The following is a 13,386-nucleotide window of genomic DNA, read 5'->3' as shown; positions in this document are numbered from 1 at the left end:
ATGCGCGTCCGGCGTCGGCGGGGACCGGCATGGGTGGAGATCGGCTCAGCGCCAGGACGGCAACCAGAGCTGTTGGCTCCATTCCGTGGGGGTGATGGGCATCCCGGACAGGATGGGCAGCATGTAGATGAAGTTGGCCACCACCAGCGCGAGGTAGAGGCACACGATCGCCAGGCCGATGGTCCGCCGACGGGGGGAGTCATCGGATCTACCGGCGATCTCGCCCAGCACCAGCGCCACCATCATGACGAAGAACGGCACCATCACCGCGGCGTAGAAGAAGTACATCTGGCGGTCGATCTGGAGGAACCACGGCAGGTAGCCGGCCATGTAGCCGACGAGCGGGAACGCATACCGGCCGTCGCGGCAGATCACCGCCCGCCAGAACGCCCACCCGAGGACGGGGATCGCGAGCCACCAGATCGCGGGCGTGCCCAGGAGCATGATCGCGCGGACGCAGGAATCCTGGCCGCAGCCGGTGACGTCCTCGCCCTGCTCCACGTAGTAGAGCATCGGCCGCAGGCTCATCGGCCAGGTCCACGGCTTGGACTCCCACGGGTGCCGATTGCCCGCCGAGGTGGTGAGCGAGGAGTGGAAGTTCAGCACGGAGGACTGGTAATAGAGCCACGACTGCGGGGAGTCGGGCAGCCAGTTGTCCTCCACCTTGGTGCCCACGACGTGCCGGTAGACGGAGTTCTCACTCGCGAACCACGGAAGCCAGGTGAACATCTGGATCAGGACGGGCCAGATGACGAGCGAGAAAAAGGCGGGCACGGAGTCCCGCAGGAGGGCGCCCGCCAGTGGCCGCCGGACACCGTAGCGGCTGCGCAGGGCCCAGTCCCACGCCACGGTCATGAGTCCGAAGAACGCGATGAAGTACAGACCGGACCACTTGACCCCCAGGGCCAACCCCAGCATGACGCCGGCGGTGAACCGCCACCAGCGGAAGCCCAGGCGCGGTCCGAAGTCCGACAGGTGGAGCCGGCCGGCGAGAGCGGCCCGGTGCATGCGGCCGCGCATCTGGTCGCGGTCCACCAGCAAGGCGCCGGCGGCGGCGGTGACGAACAGGACCTGGTAGATGTCCAGCATGCCGATGCGCGAGGTCACGAAGGTGACCCCGTCGAGACACAGCAACAGGCCCGCGATCAGGCCCAGCTGAGTGGAACGGGTCAGCCGCCTGGTGATCCGCATGACCATCAGCACCACCAGCACGCCGCAGATCGCGGCGGTGAACCGCCAGCCCAGGGGCGTGTAGCCGAAGAGCAGACCACCGAGCGACTCGATCTGCTTGGCGACGGGCGGGTGGACCACCAGGCCGTAAGCGGGGTTCTCCTCGATCCCCAACTGCGCGATGCTGAACGACTGTGGCGCGTAGTGCTTCTCGTCGAAGACCGGGGTGCCCTCGTCCGTGGCGGAGGTGAGACCCCAGAAGCGGGAGAGGAAGGCCAGGACCAGGATGAGGCCGGTGGCCATCCAGTCGCGGGGGGTGTCGACCGGGCCGGTGTCCGGAACCGGGAGCGGGCGGCCCGGGGATCGCACGCCTGGGGTCGGGGTCACACGGCGAGCATAATGGGGGCCTTTCGGATGTCGGGGAGACGGGCAGGGCGAGTGGGTCGGCGCGGACCGGGGATAGTCTGGAGCGCATGACGTCCGGACGTGTCGTGTTGGCCGCCACCCCTATCGGGAACCCGGGCGACGCCTCGGCGCGACTGCGGGACCTGCTCGCCTCCGCGGACGTGGTGGCGGCCGAGGACACCCGGCGCCTGCGGGGGCTCGCCACCGCGCTCGGTGTGACCATCCGGGGGCGGGTCATGAGCTTCTACGAGCACAATGAGGCGGGTCGCGTCCCCCAGTTGATCGACCGCGTCCGGGCGGGAGACGTGGTGGCCGTGGTCACCGATGCGGGGATGCCCGCGGTATCCGACCCGGGTTATTCGCTGGTCACCGCGTGTATCGACGCGGACCTCCCCGTGACCTGTCTGCCCGGCCCGTCGGCCGTGACGACCGCGCTGGTCCTCAGCGGTCTGCCCGTGGACAGATTCTGCTTCGACGGCTTCCCCCCGCGTCGGGCGGGTCGCCGGCGGACCTGGTTGGCCCGCCTGGCCGCCGAGGAGCGCACGTGCGTGTTCTTCGAGTCACCGCACCGGCTCGCCGAGACGCTCGCCGAGGCCGCGGAGGCACTGGGTCCGGGTCGGCGGGCCGCGGTGTGTCGCGAGCTCACCAAGACCTACGAGGAGGTCCTGCGGGGCACGCTCGGCGACCTGGCCGACCGGACCGCTGACGGGGTGCGCGGGGAGATCGTGGTGGTGATCGAGGGGGCGGACGCGCCCGGTTCCGCCGCCACGACCGAGGACCTGGTGGAGATCGTCGAAGAGCGGGTCGAGGCGGGTGAACGGCTCAAGGACGCGTGCGCGACGGTCGCGGAGGGGTCGTCGCTGACCAGACGTGAGCTCTACCAGGCGGTCGTCGACGCGCGGGGTTGACGACCCCGCGACGCCTCGCGGCCCACGCCGGTCACCAGGGCGGCGGACCGCCGCCCCAGGTGAACGCGGCCTTGTGCACGCATTCCTCCCATTCGGCGTCGGGGTCGGAATCGATGGTGATGCCCCCGCCCACGCCCAGCTCCACGCGCCCGTCGGGGGAGACCTCGAGGGTCCGGATGGCCACCGCGAGCTCGAGGTCCGGGCCCAGGGCGAAGCCGTACGCCCCGCAGTGCAGGCCCCTGGACCGCGGCTCCCACCCGGCGATCAGTTCCCGAGCCCGCGCCTTGGGGGTCCCGGTGACCGATGCGGGAGGGAACGTGGCCTCCACCAGTGCCGGGTGGTCCGCGGTCGTGTGGGCGGTGACGGTGGAGACCAGGTGGTGCACCCCGGGTGCCGGCCGTACGGCGAGCAGGTCGGTCACGGTCACCGACCCGACGTCGGCCACGCGCCCGAGGTCGTTGCGGACCAGGTCGACGATCATGATGTTCTCGGCGACGTCTTTCGCCGACCCCAGCAACAACTCCGGGTCGAGGTCGGCCGCCAGCGTGCCCTTGATGGGGCTGGAGTGCACCTGGTCACCACGGCGAACCAGGTACACCTCGGGCGAGAACCCCAGGACGGCGCCCCAGGGGCCCTCGAGATACGCCGATCGTGAGGCGGGCGAGTGGCCGGAGATCTCGAGGAAGGTCTCGAGCGGGTCCGCGCGGAGATGCCCGTCCAGTCGGGTGCTCAGGCAGGCCTGGTAGACCTCGCCCGCCCGGATCGCCTCGAGGCACTCGACCACAGCAGAGCGGTGAGCCGCGCGGTCCGGGGCGGACCAGCGGGGGAGGCGGTCGGTCCGGGCGTCGTCGCGTCGGTCGGCGCCGTGGTCGCGCACCACGTGAACGGGGTCGGGGGCGTCGCCGTGACTCGACCACCGGCCGTCGCCGTCGAGACAGAGCCATCCGGAGGCCTCGCCGCGCACCGCGGCCGGGAGCGGCGGGGCGGCGCCCGGCACGGCGTCGGGGAAGGAGCGGTAGACGACGACGAGCTGGTCGCTCTCCTCGAAGGCGGCGGGGTGCGCGACGGGCTCGAGGTGCACCGACGGCACCACCACGGCACGGTGGTCGTGCCAGTCGCCGAGGAAGGCGGCGGGGGGCGCCAGACCCAGTGACCGCGACCGCCCGTGCAGCGCGCGGAGCAGGTCCGGGACGGTTATCAGACGGTCGGGCACCCGTTCATGCTTACACGCGACTGTGCAGGTGAAGAAGTCATTACCTTGCACTATGCGGAAGTTGTTGACAAGGTTTCATGAATGTCCAGTTCCAGCCAACAGAAGAGTGACCCCGCCTCGACTCCGGTCGGTAAGCCCCGAGCCGACCTCGCCGTGATCATCCCGACCACCGTGATCGCCCTCATCGTGGTGGTCTGGGGTGCGTTCTACACGGCGTCGTTCGAGAACGCCGCGGGTAATGCGTTCTCGCTGGTGGTCGAGACCGTGGGCTGGTTGTTCATCCTCGTCTCCACCACCGTCGTGGCCTACACGATCTACCTCGCGTTCTCCCGCTTCGGCGGGATCCGTCTGGGTGGCGACAACGAGAAGCCGGAGTTCTCCACCAAGTCCTGGATCGCGATGATGTTCGCCGCCGGTATGGGCATCGGCCTGATGTTCTACGGCGTCTCCGAGCCGCTCACGCACTACCAGACCCCGCCCCCCGGGCAGGAGCAGCAGTACGACGTGGCCATGGCCACCACGGCCTTCCACTGGACCCTGCACCCGTGGGCGATGTACGCCGTCGTCGGCCTCGCGCTCGGCCTGGCCGCGTACCGCTTCAAGCGCGGGCATCTGGTCTCCCAGGCGTTCGTCCCGCTCATCGGTCAGAAGCGGGCCAGCGGGTGGATCGGCAAGGTGCTCGACGTGGCGACCGTCGTGGCCACCATCTTCGGCACCGCGGCCTCGCTGGGGCTGGGCGCGCTGCAGATCCGGGCCGGGCTCAACGAGACCGGCGCGGTCGACGGCGGCGGGATCGCCCTCGTGGTGGGTGTCATCGTAGTGCTGGGACTGGTGTTCCTCGCCTCGGCCGCCTCCGGGATCGGCAACGGCATCCGGATCCTGTCCAACATCAACCTGGTGCTGGCCGTCTCGCTCGCCCTGTTCGTGGCCATCTTCTCGGGGGCCCTGTTCTTCATGCTCGACCTCATCCCCACCACGATCGGCACCTACTTCTCCGACTTCTTCGAGATGGCCTCCCGCACCGCGGTGAGTGAGAACGGTGAAGCCGCCGGGTGGCTGTCCTCGTGGACCGTCTTCTACTGGGCGTGGTGGATCTCCTGGTCGCCCTTCGTCGGCATGTTCCTCGCCCGGATCAGCCGCGGCCGCACGGTCCGCGAGTTCATCATCGGCGTGGTCCTGGTCCCCAGCACCCTGTCGGTGATCTGGTTCTCCATCTTCGGTGGCTTCGCCCTCTACCTCGAAGAGGCCGGACGAAGCGTCTTCGGGGACGGTTCTCTCGAACCGCAGCTGTTCAACCTGCTCCGCGAGCTCCCCCTCGCGCCGGTGCTGATGGTGGTGGCGATGGCGCTCATCGCCGTCTTCTTCATCACCTCGGCCGACTCGGCGTCGATCGTCATGGGCGGGATGGCCCAGTACGGGATCGAGGAGCCCTCGCGGTGGATCGTCATGCTCATGGGCTCGTTCACGGCCGCGGTCGCGATCATCATGCTGGTGGCCGGTGACGGAGGCGGGAACGCGCTGTCGAGTCTGCAGAACATGACCATCATCGCGGCGTCGCCGTTCGTGCTGGTGCTGATCGCCCTGTGCGTGTCGATCCACAAGTCGCTCTCGAGCGATCCGGCGGCCGAGAACGCATGAGGCGGGCCGGGTGTACGCCCGGCACGGACCCCGCGGACGCGACCACTAGTCTGGGACCCATGGCGAAGACAGTCCTGACCGCGGTCGCATGGCCGTACGCGAACGGCCCCCGGCACATCGGTCACGTCTCGGGTTTCGGGGTGCCGTCGGACGTCTTCTCCAGGTACCAGCGGATGGCGGGCAACGACGTCCTGATGGTCTCGGGCACCGACGAGCACGGCACCCCGCTTCTGGTGCAGGCCGAGAAGGAGGGCGTGTCGGTCCAGTCACTCGCCGACCGGTACAACCGGGTCATCGTCGACGACCTGGCGGGCCTGGGGCTGAGCTACGACCTGTTCACCCGGACCACCACCCGGAACCACTACGCGGTGGTCCAGGAACTCTTCCGCGGTCTGCACAGCAACGGGTACATGGTGGCCAAGACCACCACCGGGGCCGTGAGCCCGTCCACGGGCCGCACGCTGCCGGACCGGTACATCGAGGGCACCTGCCCGATCTGCGGCTACGACGGTGCCCGCGGTGACCAGTGCGACAACTGCGGCAACCAGCTCGACCCGGCGGACCTGACGAACCCGGTCTCCAAGATCAACGGGGAGACCCCGACGTTCATCGAGACCGAGCACTGGTTTCTCGACCTGCCCGCGCTCGCGGACTCGCTGGGGGACTGGCTCTCCGGGCGGAAGGACTGGCGACCCAACGTCCTGAAGTTCTCGCTCAACCTCCTCGAGGACCTTCGTCCGCGGGCGATGAGCCGCGACATCGACTGGGGTATCCCGATCCCGGTCGAGGGGTGGCAGGACCGCGGCGACAAGAAGCTCTACGTGTGGTTCGACGCCGTCGTGGGGTACCTCTCCGCCTCCATCGAGTGGGCCTGGCGCTCCGGCGAGCCCGAGGCGTGGCGGCGGTGGTGGACCGACCCCGAGGCCGTGTCCCACTATTTCATGGGCAAGGACAACATCACCTTCCACTCGCAGATCTGGCCGGCCGAGCTCATCGGCTACGACGGCCGGGGCGCGCACGGCGGACGGCCGGGGGCGCTCGGCGCGCTGAATCTGCCCACCGAGGTGGTCTCGTCCGAGTTCCTCACCATGTCCGGGTCCAAGTTCTCCTCCTCGCGCGGGGTGGTGATCTACGTCCGCGACTTCCTGGCGGAGTTCGGCCCCGATTCGCTGAGGTACTTCATCTCGGTGGCCGGCCCGGAGAACCAGGACACCGACTTCACGTGGGACGAGTTCGTCCGACGTACCAACGCCGAGCTGGTGGGCGGCTGGGGCAACCTGGTCAACCGCACGGTGTCGATGGCGCACAAGAACTTCGGCGAGATCCCCCGGCCCGCGACCCTGACCGATCTGGACGCCGAACTGCTGCGCGACGCGGAGGCCGCCTTCGCCACGGTCGGCGGCCATCTCGAGCGTTCCCGCTTCAAGGCCGGTGCCACCGAGGCCATGCGGATCGTCGGCGCCGCCAACCGGTACATCGCCGCCACCGAACCGTGGAAGCTCGCCAAGGACCCCGACCAGCGCGAGCGCCTGGGCACCGTCCTGCACACCGCCCTGCAGGTGGTCTCCGACGCCAACACCCTGCTCACCCCCTATCTGCCGTCCGCCGCGCAGCAGATCCACGGCGCGATCGGCGGGCAGGGGGTGTGGGCCGCGGCGCCGCAGGTCCACGAGGTGACCGACGACATGCCGGTGGACCTGGTCGGTGCGGGGCTGCCCGAGGCCGGTCGCAGCTATCCCGTCATCATGGGTGACTACGCCTCCGAGCAGGCCCGGTGGGCGCGTACCGAGCTGACCCCCGGGACCCCGCTGGCCAAGCCCAGCCCCCTGTTCGCCAAGGTCGACCCGGATCTCGCCGAGACCGGGCCCGACTGGGCGCCGATCCAGCAGGCGGAGTGACCGGGACCCATGGGTAAGCGCAAGCCCCGTCCGACGCCCGCCCTCCCCGAGCCGCTGCCGGGACTGGTCGACGCCCACACGCACCTGTACTCCTGCGGTCATCGCACGGCGGACGAGGTGCGTGGCGCGGCGGATCGGGCGGCCCTGGCGGGGGTGGCGGCGATGGTGACCGTGGGCGACGACCTGGCGGAGTCCGAGGCCGTGGTGGCCGCCGCCGAGGCCGACGAGCGGGTCTACGCCGCCGTCGCGGTGCACCCGACGCGCGCGCGGGAACTCACCGACCCGGACCGCGGCCCCGCAGTGCGCGCGCGGCTGCGCGAGCTGGCGTCACATCCGCGGGTGGTGGCCGTGGGGGAGAGCGGCCTGGACCACTACTGGGTGGGCACGATGGAGGGCTGCGCGGACCCGGCGGAGCAGGAGGAGTCACTGCGCTGGCACGCGGGTCTCGCCGCGGAGGTGGGCAAGTGTCTGATGATCCACAACCGCGAGGCCGACGACGACCTGATGCGCGTCCTGGGCGAGGTCGCCGGGCCCGGATCAGGTATCCCGCACGTCATGCTGCACTGCTTCTCCTCGCCGATCGAGGTGGCCCGGGAGGCGCTGGACCGCGGCTACGTGCTGTCGTTCACCGGCAACGTGACCTTCAAGGCCAACGAGCACCTGCGGGAGGCGGCCCGACTGGCACCCGCGGGTCAGCTGCTCGTGGAGACCGACGCCCCCTACATGGCGCCGGAGCCGTTCCGGGGGGCCCGCAACGAACCCGGGCTGGTCGGGTACACCGCGCGGGTGGTGGCGGAGGTGCGTGGTCAGACTCCGGAGGAGTTCGTCGCCGAGGTCGCCGACACCGCGCGCGAGGTCTTCGGGCTGACCGTGTGATCCCCCGCCCGCTCCTCCGGCGCTGTGGCCCGTGTGGTTCAAGTGTGTCGAGGGGCGAATGTAACGAAACGTGATCTGCCCACCTCGTCGTCGTCGCATGTCAGGCGCATCACGTTGCCCCTGCGGCCCCGACTCGTTACGCTACCGTGATGAAACGTGGGCGTCCGTTCGGGCGCCCACGGGCTATGCGAGGAGAGATCTGACCAGTGGTTGACGATTCACGGACCGAGACCCCCACGGGCGCGAAGGGCGTCCTGGCCCCGATCCACCGGATCCACAGGTCGCGCTCCACCATGCTGCGGCTGTCGGTGGCCGGCATGCTCACCACGCTCGTCGTCGGCGGCGTCGCGGCGTTGGACCAGCGCACCGCTTTCACGCTCGAGGTGGACGGAGCACCGGTCGAACTGGTCACCTTCAAGTCCGACGTGCGCGCGGCGATCGAGGGCGCCGGGTACAGCGTCGACGAGCGCGACGTGGTGGTGGCTCCCGGTGATCGCATCGACGACGGCGACACCGTGACCCTGCTCCGTGCCCGACCCGTGACCGTGGAGGTGGACGGGAGCAGCGAACAGGTGTGGACCACCGCCACCACGGTCGCCGAGTTGATCGCCGAACGGGACGACGTCCCGCCCCGCAGCTACGTCAGCCCCCGCATCGACGCCGAGGTGCCTCTCGACGGCGCGGAGGTCTCCGTGGTGACCCCCCGAGAACTGCTGCTCTCGGACAACGGCGCCCCGGCCGCCCCGCTCTCCTCGCCCGGCGACACCGTCGGCGAGTACCTCGAGCGGGCCGGCATCACCCTCGGACCGCTCGACACGGTCGAGCCCCCCGCCGACGCGCCCGCCACCCCCGGCACCGAGGTCATCGTCACCCGCGTGACCACCGCCGAGGAGACCGTGGTCGAGCCGTTCGAGGTCCCCGAGCAGGCCACAGACGATCCCGAGGCGACCGAGGGCGAGCGGACGGTCGTCGAACCCGGAGCCCCCGGTGAGCGGGAGGTCCGGTACACCGTGACCCGGGTCAACGGAGTGGAGACCGAGCGCGCCCGCGGCGCGGAGACGGTCCTCACCGAGCCCCGCGCCGCGGTCGTCCGGGTGGGCACCAAGCCCCGCCCCTCGGCTCCCGCGGTCTCGAACGGCGGGGTGTGGGACGCGATCGCCCAGTGTGAGTCGAACGGCAACTGGAGCATCAACACCGGCAACGGCTACTCCGGAGGCCTGCAGTTCGCCCCCAGCACGTGGACCGGCCACGGTGGCGGCCAGTACGCCCCCAGCGCGCACCTGGCCACCCGGGAGCAGCAGATCGCGATCGCCGAGAAGGTCCGGGCGTCGCAGGGTTGGGGCGCCTGGCCCGCCTGCACCTCGAAGCTGGGCCTGCGCTGACCGGTCCGGACGCGACCTTCCGGGGACAGGCCGATCTCCTCGGCCCCCACGAGGTGCGCGCGCTCGCCGAGGAGTTGGACCTCAAGCCCACCAAGTCCAAGGGGCAGAACTTCGTCCACGACGCCAACACGGTCCGCAGGATCGTCACGGTCTCCGGGGTGGGTCGCGACGACACCGTCGTCGAGGTGGGCCCCGGGCTCGGTTCGCTGACGCTCCCGCTGCTCGACGCCGCGGGCCGCGTGGTGGCGATCGAGATCGACCCCCTCCTGGCCGGGCGGCTGCCCACCACCGTCGCCGAGCGCGCCCCGGAACTCGCGGGGAACCTCACCGTCGTGACGGCCGACGCGCTCGCCGTGCGCGGCACCGATCTCGGTGAACCCGGGCCGACCGCCCTCGTGGCCAACCTGCCCTACAACGTGTCCGTCCCCGTGCTGCTGCACCTGCTGGCCGAGGTGCCGACGCTGCGCACCGCACTGGTGATGGTGCAGCTCGAGGTGGCCGACCGGCTGGCCGCCGCCCCCGGGTCCCGCGTCTACGGCGTCCCGAGCGTCAAGTCCGGGTTCTTCGGCACCGTCAGGCGCGTCGGGACCGTCGGACGCAACGTGTTCTGGCCCGTGCCCAACGTCGAGTCGGGGCTGGTGCGGATCGACGCGTACGAGAACCCGCCGTGGGACCTGGGCGAGGCGCACCGCACGCGGGTGTTCGCGGTGGCCGACGCCGCCTTCGCGCAACGGCGCAAGACCCTGCGCGCGGCGCTGGCCGGATGGGCCGGGTCCGCCGGGCAGGCCGAACTCGCGCTCGTCGAGGCGGGCGTGGACCCCAGGACGCGTGGGGAGCAGCTCACCACCGCGGACTACGTGCGCATCGCGGAGGCGGCCGGACGGCTCGGGATAGGGCCGGCCCACCGCGAGCCGTAGGCTGGTCGGCGTGCCTCGTGACGTCTCCACCTCCGCCGGCGCGCGCGCCGTGACGGCCGTCGCCCCCGCCAAGATCAACCTCCACCTGGGGGTCGGTGACCTGCGAGCGGACGGATTCCACGACCTGCTCACCGTGTACCGTGCCGTGGACCTGTGGGAACGGGTGACGGTCGCTCGGGTCGACGGTGATGACGCCGGCGACGGCGAGGTGGTCGTCTCCGGGCCCGGTGCGGACCAGGTGCCCACGGACCGGAGCAACCTCGCCGCCCGGGCGGTCGACCTCCTCCGGAGCGAGGCCGGTACGGACGCGCGGCTGTCGATCCGGATCGTCAAGGGCGTTCCGGTGGCCGGCGGTATGGCCGGCGGGAGCGCGGACGCCGCGGCAGCCCTGGTGGCGACCGACCGACTGCTGGGACTGGGACTGGGGCGGGCGGCCCTCGAGGCGCTGGCCGCTCGCCTGGGCAGCGACGTCCCGTTCTGCCTCCGCGGCGGCACGGCGCTGGGCACCGGCCGGGGTGAGAAACTCGCGCCGCTGCTGCACGCGCGAGCCGAACAGCACGTGGTCGTGGCCCTCGCCGACGGCGGCCTGTCGACCCCGGTGGTCTTCGCCGAACTCGACCGGCTGCGCGCTGACGGGGGAATCGGCCGTGAGCTGCCCCGGGCAGGGGGCGTCGACGCACTGGTCGAGGCGCTCGCGGGCGACGACCCCGCGCGGGTGGCCGGGGTGCTCGCCAACGATCTCGAGCCCGCCGCGCTCTCGCTGATGCCGGCGCTGCGCAGGACCCTGCGGGCCGGAGCCGAGGCGGGAGCGTTGCACGGCATGGTCTCCGGCTCCGGCCCCACCTGCCTGTTCTTCTGCGCCGACCGCGACCAGGCGATCGCGGTGGCCACCGAGGTGAGCGAGACCGGTGTCGCGCGCGAGGTCCGACTCACCCGCGGCCCCGTCGCCGGGGCCCACGTCATAGACAACCCGCAACAGACACCGGAGCAGTAATGGCCCCCACCAACCTCATCAACCTCGAGCAGGGGTCGGTGTCCTTCGGGATCCGACAGGTACTCGACGACGTCTCCCTGGGCGTCAACGCCGGCGACCGCATCGGCGTGGTCGGTCTCAACGGCGGCGGCAAGACCACGCTCCTCGAGATCCTCACCGGCGTGGCCGAGCCGGACACCGGGCGGGTCTCGCGCGTGAGCGGCCTGCGACTGGCCGTGGTGACCCAGCGGACCGAGCTGGCCGCCGACACCGTGGGCGAGGCCGTGCTCGGCGGCCTGGGCGTGGCCACACACGAGTGGGCGGGCGATCCGCGGATCCGCGCCGTGCTCGACGGGATCGGCATCCACGACCTGGGCCTGGACACGGCGGTGGGTGACCTGTCCGGCGGCGAGCGGCGGCGGGTCTCCCTCGCCGCCGCGCTGGTCCAGGACCTTGACCTGCTGGTGCTGGACGAGCCGACCAACCACCTCGACGTCGAAGGGGTGCAGTGGCTCGCCGATCACCTCCGATCGCGGTCCTCGGCCCTCGTCGTCGTCACCCACGACCGGTGGTTCCTCGACACCGTCGCCACCCACACCTGGGAGGTGGTCGACGGCCGGGTCGAGCAGTTCGAGGGCGGGTACAACGACTGGGTCTTCGCCCGCGCCGAGCGGGACCGCCAGGCCGCCGCCTCCGAGTCGCGCAGGCAGAACCTCATGCGCAAGGAGCTCGCCTGGCTGCGTCGAGGCGCACCGGCGCGGACCTCCAAGCCGCGGTACCGCATCGAGGCGGCCGAGGCGCTGATCAAGGACGTGCCGCCGCCCCGGGATTCCCTACGCCTGTCGAGCTTCGCGGCCCGGCGGCTCGGGAAGGTGGTCATCGAGCTCGAGGACGCCCGTCTCGACGCCCCCGACGGCCGCACCCTCGTCGAGGACCTGACCTGGCGTCTGGCTCCCGGCGAGCGGCTCGGCCTGGTGGGTGTCAACGGTTCGGGCAAGACGACCCTGTTGCGCGCGCTCGCCGGGGAGGCCCCGCTCGCCGCCGGCCGCCGCAAGGAGGGCAAGACCGTCCGCATCGGGTGGCTCAAGCAGGAGCTCGACGATCTGCCGCTGGACCAGCGGGTGCTCGAGGCGATCGAGGACGTGGCCGCACGGGTCGCGTTCGGCGACATCGAACTCAGCGCCTCCCAGCTGGCCGAGCGTCTCGGCTTCACCCCGGCACGCCAGCGCACGCCGGTCGGGGACCTCTCCGGCGGCGAGCGCCGGCGCCTACAGCTCACACGGGTGCTCATGGACGAGCCGAACGTGCTGCTGCTCGACGAGCCCACCAACGACCTCGACATCGACACGCTCCGCCAGCTCGAGGACCTGCTCGACGGCTGGCCCGGCACGATGGTCGTGATCTCCCACGACCGCTACCTCGTCGAGCGCATCTGCGACTCGGTGTGGGCCCTGTTCGGCGACGGCGGGCTCACCAACCTCCCGCGAGGGATCGACGAGTACCTCGAGCGCCGCGCCCGCGCCGGGGCCGCGGGCGACTCGGGCAAAGTTCTGCGTCAGCCGGCCTCCGGGTCCGGTGCGGGCGCCGGCTCAGGTGCGGGCTCGGGTGCGGGCTCGGATGCGGGCTCGGGTGCGGGCTCGAGTGCGGGGCCTGGCTCGGATGCGGGACCTGGCTCGGCGTCCGCTGCGCCCGCCGGGGCCGGTCTCAGCTCGGGCGAAGAGCGGGCGCTGCGCAAGGAGATGTCCAGGATCGAGCGGCAGATGCTCAAGCTCGACACGCGTCAGGCCGCTCTTCACGAGGCGCTTACCGCCGCCGCGGGAGAGGCGCTCGACACGGAGAAGCTCGCCTCGCTCGACCGCGACCTCAAGCAGGTGACAGCGGAGAAGGAGGAGCTCGAGGAACGCTGGATGGAGATCGGCGAGCAGATAGAGGGCTGACCGCAGGCCGACGACCAGAGGGCTGACCGCAGGCCGGCGCGCCAGGGGGACGACGCACTCAGGCGTCCA

Annotated in this window: 10 protein-coding genes; 8 read left to right on the top strand and 2 right to left on the bottom strand. The window is 71.2% G+C overall.

Features of this window, described 5'->3' with window-relative positions:
• Window positions 1–45 precede the first annotated feature (45 nt).
• Entirely contained in the window at window positions 46–1,557 is a 1,512-nt protein-coding gene (locus CT688_RS11195) for a dolichyl-phosphate-mannose--protein mannosyltransferase (protein WP_107756956.1), read from the bottom strand.
• Window positions 1,558–1,643: 86 nt separating this feature from the next.
• On the opposite strand from CT688_RS11195, the gene rsmI reads away from it, so the two are divergent.
• Entirely contained in the window at window positions 1,644–2,483 is an 840-nt protein-coding gene (gene rsmI, locus CT688_RS11190; protein WP_107756955.1) for a 16S rRNA (cytidine(1402)-2'-O)-methyltransferase, read from the top strand.
• A 31-nt stretch (window positions 2,484–2,514) separates the two neighbouring features.
• Here the strand turns inward: rsmI and CT688_RS11185 are convergent, their stop codons facing one another.
• Complete coding sequence (locus CT688_RS11185) at window positions 2,515–3,696, bottom strand: aminodeoxychorismate synthase component I (protein ID WP_107756954.1); 1,182 nt, start codon at window positions 3,694–3,696, stop codon at window positions 2,515–2,517.
• Window positions 3,697–3,777: 81 nt separating this feature from the next.
• On the opposite strand from CT688_RS11185, the gene CT688_RS11180 reads away from it, so the two are divergent.
• The 7 genes from CT688_RS11180 (at window position 3,778) to CT688_RS11150 (ending at window position 13,317) form a co-directional block, all read left to right on the top strand.
• Complete coding sequence (locus CT688_RS11180; protein ID WP_107756953.1) at window positions 3,778–5,334, top strand: BCCT family transporter; 1,557 nt, start codon at window positions 3,778–3,780, stop codon at window positions 5,332–5,334.
• 59 nt (window positions 5,335–5,393) lie between these two features.
• A complete protein-coding gene (gene metG, locus CT688_RS11175) occupies window positions 5,394–7,232 on the top strand; it encodes a methionine--tRNA ligase (RefSeq protein WP_107756952.1) in 1,839 nt (612 codons plus the stop codon).
• Between the two features lie 9 nt (window positions 7,233–7,241).
• On the top strand, window positions 7,242–8,108 hold the full coding sequence (locus CT688_RS11170) for a TatD family hydrolase (RefSeq protein WP_107756951.1): 867 nt from the start codon (window positions 7,242–7,244) through the stop codon (window positions 8,106–8,108).
• A gap of 206 nt (window positions 8,109–8,314) precedes the next feature.
• Window positions 8,315–9,490 carry a resuscitation-promoting factor gene (locus CT688_RS11165; protein WP_107756950.1) on the top strand — a complete coding sequence of 392 codons (1,176 nt, stop codon included), beginning with the start codon at window positions 8,315–8,317 and terminating at the stop codon, window positions 9,488–9,490.
• Window positions 9,487–10,407: a 16S rRNA (adenine(1518)-N(6)/adenine(1519)-N(6))-dimethyltransferase RsmA gene (rsmA, locus tag CT688_RS11160; RefSeq protein ID WP_107758166.1), complete on the top strand. Its 921-nt coding sequence runs from the start codon at window positions 9,487–9,489 to the stop codon at window positions 10,405–10,407. Before CT688_RS11165 ends, rsmA begins: the two co-directional genes overlap by 4 nt.
• Window positions 10,408–10,417: 10 nt before the next feature.
• Window positions 10,418–11,401, top strand: coding sequence for a 4-(cytidine 5'-diphospho)-2-C-methyl-D-erythritol kinase (locus CT688_RS11155; RefSeq protein ID WP_107756949.1), 984 nt, complete (start codon window positions 10,418–10,420; stop codon window positions 11,399–11,401).
• On the top strand, window positions 11,401–13,317 hold the full coding sequence (locus tag CT688_RS11150) for an ABC-F family ATP-binding cassette domain-containing protein (RefSeq protein WP_107756948.1): 1,917 nt from the start codon (window positions 11,401–11,403) through the stop codon (window positions 13,315–13,317). The genes CT688_RS11155 and CT688_RS11150 overlap by 1 nt, the downstream gene beginning before the upstream one ends.
• Window positions 13,318–13,386: the final 69 nt, after the last annotated feature.

Source organism: Dietzia sp. JS16-p6b (assembly GCF_003052165.1).
Classification (GTDB): Bacteria; Actinomycetota; Actinomycetes; order Mycobacteriales; family Mycobacteriaceae; genus Dietzia.
Note: the sequence above shows the minus strand (reverse complement) of the source record. Positions and strands in the feature narration are given on the sequence as shown.